Below are 16156 nucleotides of genomic sequence, written 5' to 3'. Positions count from 1 at the left end.
GGGTAGAGGTAAGCCTGATGGGCAGAGTTCGTGAGGTAACTGTCTGGGGTCGAGGCAGGGCGCGAGTGGCGGCGCGGCGGGTGCGCAAGTTGCCCAAGCGCACCCGCCAGCGCTTCCGCAATGCGCGATTGCGCTGGACTGCGATCCGTAAGCTGATCAAGAAGGAGCGGGAGTGGGATGCCCCGCTGCGGCTGCGCCGGCCCCGGTGGTGGTTCAAGGGATTCCTCTCGCGCAGCGCGATCCTGTACGACCTGCCGCGCAACGATCCGGCCCAGTACATCTCGGACCTGCAACGCGTGTACCGCACGAAGCGCATGGTGCACGAGCGGCTACAGGACGTGATCAACAACAAGCTCACCACCCACCTGCTGCTCGGCACCATGGACATCCGCTCGGCCACCCTGCTGGGCGTGTACTGGCGGGGAGCCGTGCACCGGTTCCCGCACGAAGAACGGGTGGAGTTGCCGGCGTACCTGACCCGGCTGGCGCCCGAACAGCAAGTCTTCTTCAAGGTCCTGTCCGGTGCGGAGGGCAAGAACATCTTCGCGGTCAAACGGATCGGCGAGGACCGGTGGGCGGTGAACGGTCAAGAGTCCGACCTGGACGGCACGGTCGGTGTCTTTTACGCGCAGAGCCGCCCGCTCATTGTCGAGGAGGGATTGGAACAACATCCCAAGCAGGCCGCGCTGTTCCCGGATTCGGTCAACACCCTCCGCGTGTTGACGATGCTGGACGTGAACGACGAGCACCGGCCGTTCATCGCGGCAGCCGTCCAGCGGATCGGGACCGGACGGTCGGCGCCGGCGGACAACTGGAGCCGTGGCGGTTTGAGCGCGCGTATCGACATCGACACCGGCCAGCTTGGCAAGGCGACGAGACTGCCGAACACCGGCACCGTCGAGTGGTTCGACGCGCACCCGGACTCCGGCGCCCCGATCACCGGCATGGAGGTGCCCTATTGGCAGGAGGTACGTGACCTCGTCCTGCACTCGGCTCGGGTGCTGTCCTTCATGGAGTACATCGGCTGGGACATTGTCATCACCCCGGAGGGTCCCGTGGTCCTGGAGGCGAACATCAACACCGGGACGAACGTGTTGCAGGCACACCAGCCGTTGTTCACCGATCCCCGGGCCCGGGCGTACTACGCCGAACGGGGGGTCACGACCGACCTCGCGGTCGAGCCGCCGCCGGTCGACATCGACGAACCCATCTGATCGGCGCTTTCCGGCGCAGGCGGGCAGTGTCAAACCACTGCTAATCGGGCAAATCAGAGGCAATCTCCCATGATCAACGGCTAGTGGCGGAGTGAGGTAACCTTCGAGGAATGATGTCGCCGTTGCTCGGTGTGCTGGGCGGGATGGGGCCCGCCGCCACCGCCGACTTTCTCGCCAAGCTGGCCGCGCATACCCCCGCGACGCGCGACCAGGACCATATCGCGTCCATCGTGTACTCGGACCCGGCCACGCCCGACCGTTCCGACGCGATCCTCGCCGACGGAGAGGACCCGCTGCCCGCGATGTTCCGTGGCATCGCGTTCCTGGATGAGGCGGGCTGCGATCTCCTCGCGATCCCGTGTAACACCGCGCACCACTGGTACGATGATCTCGCAGCGGCCACCACGGTGCCGGTCGTGCACATCGTCGACGCCGTGGTCGCCCAGATCGAGCGGGAGGCGCCCGACGTCACGACCATCGGCCTGATGGCCACCGACGGGACGGTTCGTTCCGGCATCTATCAGAAGGTGCTGAGCCAGAGCGGGCGCACCGCGATCGACTTGACCGATCTCGGCCCGGACAATCCGGTGATGGCCGGAATCCGGGCGGTGAAGGCCGGATCGCTCGACGGCGCGCATGCCATCCTCACCAACGCGATCCGCGAACTGGTGGCCCGCGGTGCCCAGGGCATCGTCTATGGCTGTACGGACGTGTCCGCCGTGCTCGACATTCCTCCGGAGGGCGTAGAGATCAATGCATGGGATGCGGCCGACGCATTGGCCATCGCGTGCGTGAAGCGGCTCCGTGGTTGAGGGCTACGCCCGGATAGCTGGACGGCCGGATCGGCGGGCGAGCACGCGAGCCGACCAGGCGCGCGTGACCTGACCACCGCCAGCCCTTTACAATCGGCCAGGCGCACGCCAGCCGCCTGGTGTCGGGGCCGGCGGCGGCCACATTGATGAGATCATGACGAGAGGCACGGCATGGATCAATCCGGGCAGACGTTGACGATAGCCCGCGCTCACGCCGTCGCGTACCGAACAACCCAGGAAAGCCCCGGGAAGTCGAAGTCAGTGTCAAAGGGGAACTTCCTGGTCAAGCTGGAAGGCACCGGGCCGGACGGGGAACAGGTCGTGGGCCTCGGGGAAGCGCAGCCGCGGGGCGCCGAGACCGGTGATCGTGGCAGGATCTCCTGGGAATTCCTGCTGGCATGTGCACAGATGCTCGAAGGTCGGCCGTTGCCGCTGGCCGACCCGTCGTCTGCGCTGACAGCGGTGCGTGAGCTGATGGTCGAGTTCGAGGGCGTGGCGTCGACCTACGCGCCGCAGCCCGGGCGCGCCAGATCGATACGCAAGACCGTTCGGGGATGGGCGCGCCAGGTCGCCCGTCGCGCGGGCCGGATCGATGATCCCCGCCCGCTGCGCGGAACGCTCGCCGGCCTCGAGGCTGCCCTTCTGGACGTCGTCGCCCGCGGCTTGCAGCTGTCCGTGGCGGAACTTCTCGGTGTCCAGGCGGCCAAGGTGCCAGTGGCGGCGCCGTGGCGCACGAATGGCGGCATTGCCGAGCACATGATGTTGATCAAGGAAGCAAGCAACTCCGAGGCGGCGTCGAACGACGAACCCCTGTGGATCGATCTCGCTGGGGCGCTGACCCCACCGGAAGCGATGCAGTTCGTTCACGCGGTGGCCGATGCCGTGCGTGCGCGGGAACTTCCACGCCAGATCGTGCTGGAACAACCGGTACGCTCCCGTCACCGCCACCAGCTGCCCCAGTTGCAGCGCAAGGCGGACACGTTGGCTACCAGGTCGAACCGTTCCGGCGTCGACATCCGCATCATGGCGGGCACCAGCGTGTGGAGCCGCCAGGGACTGGAGCGGCTCGTCACCCGGGGTGGGTGTGGGGCACTGGACATCCGCCCGGCCGTCGTCGGTGGGCTGCTCACGAGCATCGAATTGGCTCAGGACGCCCTGGCGGCGAATCCGGACATACGGATCTATCTGAGCCAGCTCGAGGGTGGCACCGAGGTCTCTGCGGCCGCATTGCGCAACCTGGCAGTCGCGATGCCCCGCGTCGATGGTGTCATGATCGACGATGACACGACCGAGGTGACGGAGCCGGAGGGTCCGGGTTTCGGTGCCGGGATGCCCTACGAGACCATGGTCGATCAGATCACGGATATCACGTCGTTCCCGCCGGAGCCCACGGTCGACGAGCCGGGCATGACCCCGAACGTCTACGACGAAGTCCCGTTCCTGCAGCCACTCGGGCCGAACGGGACCAAGGGCCATTTGCTGGAACGTGAGGCTCTGGCGCTGGGCCTGTCCACGACCCGGTATTCCAAGGGCGCGTTCGTGGCCATGGACGGCGTGCACGACCCACTGCCGTTCAAGTGGAGCCGTTCGCCGCTGTCCAGTGCGGTATCGCTGGCGTTGTGCACCCACAAAGAGGCCACCCGGATGCGGCTGGCTCGTGCGGGCGTGCCCGTGCCGAAGGGACGCACGTTCGCGCATGGAGATTACGCGTCCGCCCGGAACTTCGCCGAACGCATCGGATATCCGGTGGTCGTCAAGCCGGCCATGGGAGTCCGCGGTATCGGTGTGGTCGCCAACATCCAGTCCGAGGACGAGCTTGATCGGGCCTTCCAGTATCTGGAGGACAGCAAGCTTGGCAGCCAGGACTTCATCGTCGAGCAACACGTGACGGGCCGCGACTACCGGATCGTCGTCGTCGGTGACGAGGTGATCGCGGCGATTCTGCGGGAACCGGCCTCCGTTGTCGGCAACGGCCAGCACTCCGTGGCCGAGCTGATGGTCCGCAAGAACCTGGTGCGTCGCCTCAACCCGCACCTGTGGGGGCGTCCGATCAAGTATGACGACGCGGCGCGCTACCAGCTGGAGCGGGCCGGCATGACGCTCGACTCCGTGCCGCCGGTCGGCCAGCGGGTGCTGCTGTCGAGCTCGTGCAGCCTGTCGCAAGGTGGGGACTCCATCGACGTGCTCGACGAGCTGCATCCGTCGATCAAAGAAGCGTGCGTCGACGCGGTGAAGGCCGTACCGGGCCTGGCGTTCTGTGGTGTCGACTTCCTCCTTGAAGATCACACCAAGCCGGTGGACACCCAGCAGGCCGGTATCTGCGAGCTCAACGCGCATGCCGCTATCGGAAATTGCGAATACCCGCTGTATGGCCAGCCCAGGGAAGTGGCGCGGACGTTGATGCAGGCCTGCGTGGAGCACTTCGATCTCGTCACCCGCGAGGAGCGTGCCGAGCGTCTCGCGCTGCAGCTCACTGTCCGGGGGCGGGTCACCGGTGTCGGCTACCGCGCCTGGATGAAACGGCGGGCCGAAACGTTCGGGCTCACAGGATGGGTCCGCAACATCAACGAGCGCACGGTCGAGGTGGTGCTCGTCGGACCCACGGCCGCGGCGAGCGCGCTGGCCGCTGGAGCCGTGTTGGGCTCGAAGAACGCCCTCCCCACCTCTGTCACGACCACCCACATCGAGCCGCCGGACCTCGACGGCTTCGAGATCGTCGAGCACGCGCCGCAGGAGCTGATCCATGTCGGTTGAACCGCTCCAGATGCCCGACCCGACGGCGTCGTCGCAGCTGGCGGCACCGATCCGGGATGGACACGAGATCCACCAGGCGGCCTTGCGGCACGGCCTGAACGTGGTGCTCTATCCACGCCAGGTCCTCATGGTCACCACGCCTGACGGTGAGCACGAGCTGTCGTTCATCCACGGGATACCCCAGTCGTCGACGCTCGCCGCGGTGACGTACGCGCAGGACAAGCGGATGCGTCGGGCGCACCTCGAACGCGCTGGCGTGCCGGTGCCCCGCGGTGCCACGTTCTCCGTGGGCCGGGGGCTGAACGATGCGAAGAATTTCGCCGAACGCATCGGTTACCCGATCGTGGTCAAACCGGCCATGGGTGACAACGCCATCGAGACGTTCCACAACGTGCTCGACGAAGATCAGTTCGACCGGGCGATCGATTACCTGCGGACCCCGCCAACCGAACGGGACACGTTCGTACGCTCCGCCTACGCGCTCACCGAGCTGCGCGAACCGGGTGAGGAAGAAGGACGTGTCGTCGTCCCGCCCGGGTACCGGTTCCTGATCGAGGAACAGGTCAAGGGCGAGTACATTCGGATACTGGTCGTCGGCGGCGAGGCGCGATCCGCGGTGCTGCTGCCGGTGCCTCCGAGCAGTATGGAATCGAGCGAGGCGGGCCAGGACGTATTCGACGAGCTGCACGCCACCGCGCGCCAGCTCGCTGCCGACGCGATTCGTGCCGTACCCGGGCTGACCGTGGGATTCGTCGATCTCGTGGTCACCGACCACCGGCATCCCGTTGCCGACCAGCATGCCTGGGTGGTGGAGCTTGGTGAGCGTCCCGGGCTGTCCGCTCAGGCCAGCGTGTCCGGCGAGCTCAGCCAGGCCGGAGGGGCGAGCATCCTGCGTCATCATGCCGGAGAACGTTCGATCGATCTTCCCGATCCGCAGGATGACGTCGCGGTGGAATTCCATGCGGCCGCCGTTCCCGACCTCGACGGTGCGGTCACCGTCATCGCCGAGATCGCCCGGAGCATGGAGCTGTCCGGTTACATCGAGATCACCGACCGGGTCGAAGGGATCGCCGACGGCGTGTTGCAGGGACCCGCACAGCACATCGCATGGCTCGCCGAGATGCTCGTGGACGGAACGCTCGCCGGGCACAGTGCGATGCTCGTGGAAGAGCGCCATCGCGAGCGCCAAGAGCTCGACACGTTCACCGTACGGTAGTGCCTTCTCGCCTCATTGCTGTCGACAGCGCGCACCAGGTCGCCGGGCGAACCACGAAGCGCCATCCAGCATGCATCACCCGACGCGTCGTGTCACACACGCGTCTACGATCGCCGCTGCGACGTCTCGCGTCTCTCCCTCCCACGGGAAATGATGCGCACCAATAGCAGGGCGGGAGTTGACCTCGATGATGATGTGGTTGTGCGGTGTGGCCGGCTGCGTGAAGTCCTCGGCGATAATGTCCACTCCTGCGATTCCTAGCTGGGGGAACGTGCGCTCGGCACGGCAGGCGATATCCACATACGAGGGATGTACATCGTCCGTGAGATCGATGCTGTCGGCTCCCGTGGAGAATCCGCCGCGGTGATCAAGGGTGACACGCTCACGCGGGGCCGGCACATGATCAGGATCACCAGTCAACGGGACCCTGTGTCCCGCGAGATGCGGATTGATCGCTCTGGCTCGGTTCTTCTCAGCAACTAGCTCGGCGACCGTCGAGTGACCATCGCCAATGACGTGGGCGGGCCTCCGGCCCACGACTGCCATGCACTCCCCATCGATCACGAGGAAACGCGCCTCGTCCCCGGATTGCTGCCGCTCGATGACCACGTGCAATCCACTCGCGGCGGACTGCCACGCGGCGTTGAGTTCCTCCTCGCTGGCCACGACGCCGACCCCGCGACCCTTCCCGGCGTTTGCCGGCTTCACTATGACGGGCCAGCCGATCTCACGAGCTTTCCGGATGGCCTCGCCGTACTCCGCAGGACGAAAGGATCCGCCCGACGCTACTGTCAATCCGGCCTCGCTGAGCAGTTTCCGGGTGTAGTCCTTCCGCGTCGTGAGTTCAGCGCCGATTGTCGAGGTGATGGTGCACCGGGTCATGTTCCACCCGAGGACGCGACCGTCGATGTCAACCACGAATGCTGCGCGGCGGAGCCATCGCGGCTTGTAACCGCGATGCATGACCTCAAGGGCAATCAGATGCGTGGACAGCTCGTAGTAGCCGAGCTCTACCTCACTTGCGGGCGGAAACGGCATCATGTCTCGCCGTCGAGGCGGAGGTCAGCGATCCCGTTGTCCCTCTCGTCGATGCCGAGTCGACGTCGGGTTGTCCATCCAGGTTCATGCATCAGAGGTTACATGACGTCTGAGAAAGTGGCCCTGGCGCCGCGTCATTACCGTGTGGAGCGGCATGTCGATTGTGGTAGGCGCGTAGACTGACGTGCTCGGCACGATCTCCGGGGTATCGTGGCTCCAACCCGTCAGCAAGTAAGGAAACGAGCAGGTTGGAACTCGGCGACGTATTGCTCACCGAGATCGCCGAGCGCAGTGATCCAGGGCCGCGGTCGAACCGGCCCATATGGCTGGGTGTCGTCGCCCGGCTGTGTGCCGATCACGGCGGCGAGCGATACGTCGGTGGTAGCGCGGTCACGTTGCCACCCGGCGCGCGTTCGCCGTGGAACGCACCAGACCTCGAACGCGAGATGAGCCGCGCGGTCCGGGATCTGATTGGATCGTCGCTCACGGCTGCCGAGGATCCCCTCGCCGTCGCCCACGGGATTGCTGGTTCCATCGAACGGAGCGTGTCCGGCAGTGTGGGCGACGCGGCGTTCGCGAGATGGCAGCGAACGGCCGTGGCAGGTGTGGCGGGAGCCGTGGAGGCCGGCACGCTCAACCTCCTCGCTCAGGCACGCGGCGAAGATCTTGCAGGTTTGCTCGGGGCGCGACGGGAGATCCCGCAGCGAACAGCCCGGACGCTAACGGCACGCGGTGACGTCGAGGAGCTCCGGCAGCAGGTGACCGCACAACACGGTCGCTACCCCGTGACGCGCCTGACCGGGCAGGGTAACCCCGAGTACGATCTCGAAACGGTCGCGGCCGTCGAGCAGGCCAACGTCGAGGCGGGGCACAGCACTCCGGTCTGGTTGGAGTGCTCGGGACGCTACGCGCCACACGACGCGGAGCAGCTTGTTGACGAGCTTGGCCAGATGCTGGCCAGCGGCCGCCTGACGTCCCGTGTCTATATCGAGCAGCCCATCCCCCGGTCACGGAGGTCCGAGCTGGCCGAGTTGACCCGCCGGGCATATGACCTCACCTGTCGAAGCGACGCAAACGATACCCCGGACCTGCGGATCATCCTCGACGAGAGCGTCGTCACTCCGGAGGAACTGGATTACTTCGGCGCGAACGGCATCGTCACCGGAGTCTCGGTCGACACGCGACGGGGCGTGAGCGCGGCCATGCGCATCGTGGAGCGGGCCGTCGAGTACAACCCCGATGCCACGATCGTCCTGTCCGGATCGCGGCAATCCACCGACCTGGAACGGGCAGTTATCGAGGCAATGGCCAGGGCACTGCCCAAGCTGGACTTCTACCTTCCCGGCCGCACGACGGTGCACCTGGCCGGCGACGGCAGTAGAACGTCTCCGAGCCTGGACCGGCTCGTCACCTGGATGGGCCGGGGCATCTGGGAACGCACCAGTCCGGCACCGGATCCGTGGCCGGCGCACACCCGGCACAACGAGTACGACGCCACCGGGCTCGAACCCCTGGGCAAGAACTCGCTCGACAGCTACCTGCTGGAGAACGCGGCCCGCCAGCTCGGACTGGCCACGGTGCGCTCGCGCGGCGTCGACTTCCACGTCGAGGATCGCGGCGGCAACGCCGTCGGCTTTCACTGCACCACGGGGCCGGCCACCAGCAGGTACGTCGCCAAGGTGTGCGATGACAAACAGATCACTCGCTCGCTTCTCGCTCGTGCCGGGGTGACCGTCCCGCAGGGACGCTCGTTCGCGGCGGCCGACTGGACCGGCGCCCGGGATTTCGCGCGTTCCCTCGGGTGGCCCGTCGTCGTGAAGCCGGTCGACGGCAAGGGTGGCTCGGGAGTCACGACGGGTATCGACGATCCCGGCGAGCTGCGCCGGGCGTTCTCGGCACTCGCTGCCCAGGGACGGCAGCAGATTATCGTCGAGACACACCTTCGGGGCGCCGATTACCGCTTCTTCGTCGTCGGTACCGAGGTGGTGTCCGTCGTCCAGCGCACCGCCAGCAGCGTGGTCGGCGACGGGCGCTCCACTGTCGCCGAGCTCATGATCGCGAAGAACCTCGCGCGGCTGCGGAACCCTCATCTGCGCAGCCGCCTGCTGTCACTGGGGGACGAGGAGCTGCACCTCCTCGACCGGCAGGACACGACGCCCGACTCGATACCTGGTACCGGCGAGCGCGTCATGCTGAGCACGGCCGGAAACATCGCCCGTGGAGGGGACAGCGTCGAAGTGCTGGACGGCACCCACCCCTCGCTGCGGGAGCTGGCCGTGCGAGCCGTCGCCGCCGTGCCGGGATTGCACCACGCGGGCGTCGACATCCTGGCCGAGGACCACCGGCTCCCGTTGGATCAGCAGGACGCCGGCGTGTGCGAGCTGAACGCGTTGCCGGCCATCACCACGCACCACTATCCGGCCATCGGCCCGCCCCGGGCCGTGTCACGGGCGCTGCTGGAGTACACCGCCGAGTCGTATGGCCTGATCACGAGTCGGCAGCCGGACACCGTGTCGGTCGCGATGCGAATCACGGGCACGGTGCAGGGCGTCGGCTACCGGCAGTGGTTCGGCGGGATCGCACGGGAGCTGGGCCTGAGCGGGTGGGTACGCAACGCCGCGAATCCCGATGTCGTCGAGGCGGGCGTCACGGGAGCGTGCGGACTCGTGTCCGCGCTGGCCGTTCAGGCGATCTTCGGGCCGGCCAAGGCCCAGCCGGAACTGGTCGAGACGCACGTCGTCGACGAGCGGCACGCCGGGGAGTTCCAGGCTGAGTGATCAGCCAGATGGCGAGCGTTGATCCGCACTGGAGGTGTCGGGTCCACGCGGTGCTGACCGTGCCGCTCGACTACCGTAGAACCCGTGCGGATCGTGTCGCTGCTGCCATCGGCTACCGAGATCCTGTTCGCCGTCGGCGCGGGTGACGACGTCGTCGGCGTGACGTTCGAGTGCGATCACCCGCCGCAGGCCCGCGACAGGCGGATCGTCTCGACAAGCGCGCTGCCCGAGGGTCTCGACGCGGCGGCGATCGACCGTGTCGTCGACGAGCGGATGGCCGCTGGTGACGATCTGTATCACCTCGACGAGGGCGCGCTGGCCGGCCTGGACGTCGACCTGGTGATCACCCAGGATCTCTGTGCGGTGTGTGCGGTCGACGTGTCCACCGTGCACGACGCGCTCGAGTACCTGCGCTGTTCCGCCGAGGTGCTGACCGTCGACCCGCAGACGCTGCCGGAGGTGCTGGAGTCGATCGTCACCATCGGGACCGCGACCGGCCGCCGCGAGCGGGGCGAGGAGCTGGCGGCGGCCTTACGCGCCCGGCTTGACACCGTAGGCCGCACGGTGCGCGACAGGCCGCGCGTTCCGGCGCTCGTCCTGGAGTGGACCGATCCGCCGTTCGCGCCGGGGCACTGGGTTCCCGACATGATCACGGCCGCGGGAGGCGAGTGTGTCCGGGGCCGCTCTGGTGCGAGATCGTTCCGGACCACCTGGGAGGACGTCGCCGCAGCCGGCGCCGAGGTGATCGTCTGCGCCCCGTGCGGATTCGGGCTAGACGCGTCGGCGCGGCTCACCGAGGAGATCGTGCGGCGCGCGGTGCTGCCGGAAGGCGCGCCGGTGTGGGCGGTGGATGCCAACGCCTCGTTCGCGCGCCCGGGACCGCGCGTCGTGGACGGGGTGGAGGCGCTCGCCGCGATTCTCCATCCGCAGGTGCTGGACGCCCCGGATCCTGCCTTCGCCCGGCGTATCCGCTGAGGTCCGATGACGCTGCCGATCCGCAGCTGGGCAGAGCAGCCGGGACGTGGACGCGGTGAGTTTCAGGCGTTATGTCCGCAGCTGGTCAAGATCAGCCGATCGGTGTCGTCGAGGCCGTCCGGACCGGCGGAGATGGTGGCCGAGCAGCGATACGTCGCGATGATCCGCCCGATCCGCGACCGGGCATATTCATCCCACGTCTGGTTCGCGTCGGCCCAGTGGTCCTTGGCGATGAGGAGTTCAGCCGGGTAACCGTACCGGCGCGGGGCGGCGAACGCCGGGGTGTCGAGGACGATGACGGGGCGGAAACCGGCCGTCAGGAGTTGTAGCTGCGCGATCTCGTCGACGACGGGTTCGGCTCGCTCGGCGGGTATTCCGAGCATGAGGATCACGACGACGGGAAGCCGTTCGGTGCCGACACCCCCCAGGACGTTGCCAGGGGCCACGTCGAGCGGGACGGATTGGGACGCGTCGACGTCGAAGACCCGCTTGACCAGGGAACGGACGCTGGGGCTCTGCCTGATCCGGGGCAGTAGCGCGCGTCTGGCATAGCGGTATCCGGGCAGGCGCCGTACGTAGCGGCCCGCCTTGCGCACCTTGGGGTTCGTGACCACGGCCCTACCCTACTGGCGGTCCGGCCCGCTGGACTCGTGAGCCGGCCGGATGCCCGAGCACGTGCACACCGGCCCCCGTGATGACCGATTCGGATGCTTCACTGCCGTGCCGCCGTCTCGGCAAGTTCTGCGATGTGCTCGGCCGCCTCTCCGGCGCCGTTGCCGGGATCGATGTCGCGTACCCGTTCGACCATCCGCGAGCCGTGTTCGAGGAGGTCGGCGATCAGCGGTTTGGCGCCGTCGACCGAGATCGATGCGAGCTGATGCGCGAACCCGTGCCCGGCAGCGAACCTGGTCCGGCTGGCTTGGTCGTCCAGCGCGGTGGACTGGTTGGGCACGAACAGGCTCGGCACGCCAAAACGCAACAGCTCGTGAAAGGAGTTGTATCCGGCGGCGCTGATCGCCACGTCGAACGCGCGGAAGTAGCGAGACAGCGGATACGTGCGCACCACGTGGACATCGGGATGCTCGCCACCCTGCATGGCGATCTCGGCGCGGGTCACGCACACCTCGACCCCGAGCGCACGCAGCGCGGCGATGGATGCTCCGACATCCCCGCTGGTGTCGTTGATGTTCCCGGCTCCGAGGGACACCAGGGCCATGGGCACATCCCCGGCCAGGCCGAGAGCGGCGCGTGCCGCGTCGCGGCCGTCGAGGTCGTCTCGATCGAGCAGGGTCACAGGCCCGATTCGCTGTGCCGCCGCCTTGGCGGTGGCTCCGCGGTCCAGCTCGGCGGCGAGATCGCCGGGCTGCACGACGAGGTCGAACCAGTCCGCCTTGCCGAGCCGGTCGTCCCCGATGCCGGGCTTCCACATGCCACGGCGGGACCAGACCCAGCGCACGTATGGGAACGCTTCACGCACGAGCGGGATGCCCTCGTACGGCCACGTGCCGTCGAATACCACGACGCCGGGCTGGATGCGTTCCACGGTCTGCGAGACACTCTCGGCAAAGTACGCGTGCCAGCGCCGTGGGGCCAGACCCGTAGCGTCCATGGACGGCAGGTATTCGAACGGATAGCCATACGTGGCGACGACGGGCACGGCTTGCGAGAGCGACAGGAAGTGGGGCTCGATCTCCCGCTCGGCGCGGGTGGCATAGGCGAGCAGCCGGGTCAGGTGTCCCATGCCCGAGCCGTTGCTCGAGATGAAAAGAACCCGGGGGCGGGTGGAGTCGGCGCTTGCCCGGGCATGCCCCCCGCGGGATCGTTGCGAGACCGGCGCTGCCGGAGCATCCTGACCGGTGCCGTCGGTGCCGTCGGTGCCGTCGGTGCCGTCGGTGCCGTCGGTGGCCTCGGTGGTCGCTGTTGTGCCGGTGGTGCCGGTGCCGGGGGCGCCGGCGCTGCGGGCGTCGGTGTCGTGTTCCCTGGTGCCGGCCGAACCGGATGGCTCACCGATCAGCTCGGTCAGCCGGGCGGCATGAGCCTCGTAGCCGAACCGGGCGCGTACGGCATCGATCGCGTGCCTGACCTGTGCCTCGTAGGCGTCGCGAGCTGCATAGAGTTCATCGATGACGCGGTGCACCTCGTGCGGTTCGGCGTAGATCGCGGCATCGCCGAACAGTTCTTCGAAACTCGGCGGCAGGATGGCGGGAACGCCGCTGGCGAGTGCCTCGATGATGGTGCGGCCAAACGCCTCCACCCACTGAGGGTCGTGATAGTAGACGAAGAAATCCAGTCCGGCGAGGAACTCCTTCGGCGACATCGCGCCGAACTCGTGCACCTCCCACGACGCGGGTAGCTGACCGAGTAGATCCGCTGCCGGCTCCGCTCCACCCAGGACCCGCACGATCCAGGAGCCGTCTACCGGGTAGACGGCTCGCAGCGTCTCCGCGTCACGTGGCCACTTCTGGGGTGACGAGCGGCTGTGGCGGCCGATCACGGGCCGGTCCGCGCACCACCCGGACCGCTCGGTGATCCAGTCGTCCACGTTGATGATGTTCACCCAGTCGGTGTCGAGCAGGCATGCCGAGTCGATACGGCCGGAGATCGCGGAGCGCACGCTGGGTCCGATCGGTGCCCAGAGCGGCTCCTGGCCGAAGTGGTGCTCGGTGATGCGGTGCACCTCTTCCGGCTGGTAATGCTCGTGGCCGTCGATGTCGCGTGGCGCGGCGTTGGCCACGATGACGACGTGCTCGGCCTCGATAGGTGGAAGCTGGCCGGCGGCGTCCTGCAAGACTGCCGGGTGCCGGATCACGACGACGCGGGCTCGGACCCGGGAGGGCTGGACGAGCAAGCGCGCGCGTCCGCTCTCGACGTCCTGCCTGATCTGCGGGTTGATCGGGGAGACCTTGGCTACCAGGGGACCGTCGAGGTGGAGCAGGGCCGTGGAGAACCCGGCGGTGTGCTGGGCTTTGATCTCCTCCGCGATGCTGTGCGACGTTCCCCCGGCAAACCGTAGGTCGGACACCGACAGCACGTCGACGGCGGTCGTATCGGTTCGAGACACGGGAGACGATGATGCCATGACACCTCCGGCATCACGACCTACCCTCCACCTGCTGATCATGAACACTTGCCGTTCTCTGAGGTCAGTTAGTGTTCATGATCATCGGCGGTGGGTGCGGGGGTGGGAACGACCGTGGTGACCCGCTCGGCGGCGGTCCGGTTGTCGCGGCCCGCCGTCTCCTCGTTCTGGACCAGCACCGCCGAACCGCTCACGACTAGCGGCACCAGGAAGGCATCGACGACGGCTGCCCGAACGTCGCTGGCGGGTACGAGCAACCGTGCCTCCGGGCCTATCCCGAGCTGCTTGGCCCGCTCGCGTGCGTGCTCGACCAGCCCGCCGAGCGTGTGCACGGCGCCGCCCGCCTCGAGTGCTGGTTCGTCCGCGGATGGCGGCACGTATGCGACGAGCTCGTCCGCATGGCCGGGAACCTCGACGGCGTAGTCGAGCACGCCGATGGGCAGCGGGTCGGCGAACCGGGCGCCCATCGGGCGCAGCGAGTGGGCGATCACGTCGTCGACGTCCGAGGCAGCCGCGTCCTCCAGCGAATCGGGACCGGTGACGACGGCGGCGGCATCGTCGATGGAATCCGTCAGGCACGCTCCGACCGCCCAGCACGCGCCCGCCCAGACGAGTGCCTGCCAGTGGGGCGGCAAGAGCAGCGCGACGCGAGCGCCGGCGTCGGCAGCCAGGTCGTCGCGCAGCAGCCCGGCGGTCTTGGCGACCCAGTTGTCGAAGGTGGCGACGGAGAGCTCGACCCGTTCTCCGGTGGCGTCGTCATAGTACGTGACGAACGGCCGCGAGCCGTCGCGTTGCAGCTCGTGGCGCAGCAGCTCGTAGGGAGTCGTGACCATATGTGCGAGGTTACGCGTCCGGTGCGACACGCGCTGCTCGTGGGCAAGTATCCGGTTGGTCCCATTCTCCGTCGCGCGTGCGTCGTATACGAGTGTCAGCGTACGGTGACGACGTCATTGACCGGGTAGCCGGGGTGCTCGGCGGGAGCGACGGCCGGATATCCGGCGACGACGACACCGACTGGCCGCCAGCCGCCGGGAAGCGCGAGCGCCGTCGGGACCGCGGACTCCACGGCGCCAGGGGGAAGGAGCCATGTCGCACCGATCCCGTCGGCGGCGAGCGTGATGAGCAGGTTCTCGACCGCGGCGCCCGCGCCGAGCATGCGCGCCGCATCCGGTACTTGCGCGCCGGCCGGTCCCTCGAGCAGGCAGGGCACCATGACGAGGGGAGCGGACGCCACCAGATCGGCGGAAACGTGCTCCTCGGTTCCCGGCTCGCGCAGTGCGCGCACCAGCGCCTGCCGTGCCGCCCCGGTTTCGACCGACACGACCCGGAGGGGCGGCTCCGTGCTTGGTGACTGCGCGTCCGTGGTACCGGTTGCGGGAACCGGCGCGGTGAGGGCGGCGGCGACGGCGCGGTGCACGATGGCCGGCTCGACGGGCGCCGAGCTGAACTCGCGTACCGTGCGCCGGCTGACCACGGCCTCGCGCATGGCTTCCGGCGTGCCGAGGCGGAAGCGATCTTCCGACGACGGCCGGACCAGCACCGATGCGCCCCGGTCGGGCTCACCGGACTCGTCCACGTGGTCGGGCAGGACCACGTGGGCAAGTCCGCGCACCACCGCGACGGGAACGCCCGCCAGCTTGCTGCGGACCAGCTCGGAGGCGGACGCGAGCTCGTCGGCCACGGCCACCACGGTCATGCCGAGATCGTTGCCATACTGATCGACCTGGCCGCGCAGGTCGTCCAGTGCGCGAATGCCGGCAGCGCCGACGGCCATGTCGACGACGCCGTCGCGCCAGGCCCGTCCCGCGGTATCCGTGAGGATCACGCCGACGCGAACCCCGAACCGGGCACGTAGCCCGTCGCGAATCCGGCGGGCCGACGCGTCGGGGTCCACGGGCAGGAGGGCGACGGTGCCGGCCTCGACGTTGGAGGCGTCGACGCCGGCCGCTGCCATGACGAAGCCGTGGCGGGTCTCGACAATCCGGGTTCGCCCTCGCGGGCTCGTCCACTCCGAGACCGTGCGCACGGCCTCGGCGTCGATCGCTGCCTCGCGGTCCGTTCCCGCTGTGATCCGTCCTTCGGCCTTGCTGACGATCTTGCTGGTCACGACGACGACGTCGCCATCGGAGAGCTGGGGCGGTGCCGGGCGGTCGCCGGACGTGTGGTCGCCGGGGGCGCGCTCCAGGTCCTCCAGGGCCTTCGCGAGCAGGCCGACGAGATCGTCGCCCGGGCGAACCTCGGGTATGCCGGGAACTCCCCAGACGTCGAAACGGGGGATCGAGTTCACGTGC

Annotated in this window: 11 protein-coding genes; 6 read left to right on the top strand and 5 right to left on the bottom strand. The window is 68.1% G+C overall.

Annotated features, from left to right (window positions below):
- Positions 1–17 precede the first annotated feature (17 nt).
- The 4 genes from DPM12_RS01955 (at position 18) to DPM12_RS01940 (ending at position 5996) form a co-directional block, all read left to right on the top strand.
- Positions 18–1214 carry a sugar-transfer associated ATP-grasp domain-containing protein gene (locus DPM12_RS01955; RefSeq protein ID WP_112256554.1) on the top strand — a complete coding sequence of 399 codons (1197 nt, stop codon included), beginning with the start codon at positions 18–20 and terminating at the stop codon, positions 1212–1214.
- Between the two features lie 110 nt (positions 1215–1324).
- Positions 1325–2026 carry a cysteate racemase gene (cuyB, locus tag DPM12_RS01950; protein ID WP_112256553.1) on the top strand — a complete coding sequence of 234 codons (702 nt, stop codon included), beginning with the start codon at positions 1325–1327 and terminating at the stop codon, positions 2024–2026.
- Positions 2027–2197: 171 nt separating this feature from the next.
- Positions 2198–4780, top strand: coding sequence for an acylphosphatase (locus tag DPM12_RS01945; RefSeq protein WP_112256552.1), 2583 nt, complete (start codon positions 2198–2200; stop codon positions 4778–4780).
- Positions 4770–5996, top strand: a complete 1227-nt coding sequence (locus DPM12_RS01940) for an ATP-binding protein (protein ID WP_112256551.1) — start codon at positions 4770–4772, stop codon at positions 5994–5996. The genes DPM12_RS01945 and DPM12_RS01940 overlap by 11 nt, the downstream gene beginning before the upstream one ends.
- A 75-nt stretch (positions 5997–6071) precedes the next feature.
- Here the strand turns inward: DPM12_RS01940 and DPM12_RS01935 are convergent, their stop codons facing one another.
- A complete protein-coding gene (locus DPM12_RS01935; protein ID WP_112256550.1) occupies positions 6072–7037 on the bottom strand; it encodes an ATP-binding protein in 966 nt (321 codons plus the stop codon).
- A gap of 245 nt (positions 7038–7282) precedes the next feature.
- On the opposite strand from DPM12_RS01935, the gene DPM12_RS01930 reads away from it, so the two are divergent.
- Complete coding sequence (locus DPM12_RS01930; protein ID WP_112256549.1) at positions 7283–9811, top strand: acylphosphatase; 2529 nt, start codon at positions 7283–7285, stop codon at positions 9809–9811.
- 84 nt (positions 9812–9895) lie between these two features.
- Positions 9896–10786, top strand: a complete 891-nt coding sequence (locus tag DPM12_RS01925; RefSeq protein WP_112256548.1) for a cobalamin-binding protein — start codon at positions 9896–9898, stop codon at positions 10784–10786.
- A 62-nt stretch (positions 10787–10848) separates the two neighbouring features.
- On the opposite strand, the gene DPM12_RS01920 is transcribed toward DPM12_RS01925, so the two are convergent.
- The 4 genes from DPM12_RS01920 to DPM12_RS01905 all read right to left on the bottom strand — a co-directional run bounded on the left by DPM12_RS01920 (position 10849) and on the right by DPM12_RS01905 (position 16152).
- On the bottom strand, positions 10849–11400 hold the full coding sequence (locus DPM12_RS01920; RefSeq protein ID WP_112256547.1) for a hypothetical protein: 552 nt from the start codon (positions 11398–11400) through the stop codon (positions 10849–10851).
- 98 nt (positions 11401–11498) lie between these two features.
- The gene (locus DPM12_RS23515; RefSeq protein WP_211658225.1) at positions 11499–13847 is read right to left on the bottom strand and encodes a glycosyltransferase; all 2349 of its coding nucleotides are present in this window, start codon (positions 13845–13847) and stop codon (positions 11499–11501) included.
- 86 nt (positions 13848–13933) lie between these two features.
- Positions 13934–14698, bottom strand: coding sequence for a TIGR03089 family protein (locus tag DPM12_RS01910; protein WP_112256694.1), 765 nt, complete (start codon positions 14696–14698; stop codon positions 13934–13936).
- 95 nt (positions 14699–14793) lie between these two features.
- Positions 14794–16152: a coenzyme F420-0:L-glutamate ligase gene (locus tag DPM12_RS01905; RefSeq protein WP_211658223.1), complete on the bottom strand. Its 1359-nt coding sequence runs from the start codon at positions 16150–16152 to the stop codon at positions 14794–14796.
- Positions 16153–16156: the final 4 nt, after the last annotated feature.

This window comes from Phytoactinopolyspora halophila (genome assembly GCF_003287285.1).
GTDB lineage: Bacteria > Actinomycetota > Actinomycetes > Jiangellales > Jiangellaceae > Phytoactinopolyspora_A > Phytoactinopolyspora_A halophila.
Note: the sequence above shows the minus strand (reverse complement) of the source record. Positions and strands in the feature narration are given on the sequence as shown.

What these genes read in the sequence shown, in the direction of transcription:
- DPM12_RS01910 (WP_112256694.1), bottom strand. Translation starts at nt 14,698, where the DNA reads ATGGTCACGACTCCCTACGAGCTGCTGCGCCACGAGCTGCAACGCGAC.
- DPM12_RS01940 (WP_112256551.1), top strand. Translation starts at nt 4,770, where the DNA reads ATGTCGGTTGAACCGCTCCAGATGCCCGACCCGACGGCGTCGTCGCAG.
- DPM12_RS01955 (WP_112256554.1), top strand. Translation starts at nt 18, where the DNA reads ATGGGCAGAGTTCGTGAGGTAACTGTCTGGGGTCGAGGCAGGGCGCGA.
- DPM12_RS01945 (WP_112256552.1), top strand. Translation starts at nt 2,198, where the DNA reads ATGGATCAATCCGGGCAGACGTTGACGATAGCCCGCGCTCACGCCGTC.
- cuyB (WP_112256553.1), top strand. Translation starts at nt 1,325, where the DNA reads ATGATGTCGCCGTTGCTCGGTGTGCTGGGCGGGATGGGGCCCGCCGCC.
- DPM12_RS01935 (WP_112256550.1), bottom strand. Translation starts at nt 7,037, where the DNA reads ATGATGCCGTTTCCGCCCGCAAGTGAGGTAGAGCTCGGCTACTACGAG.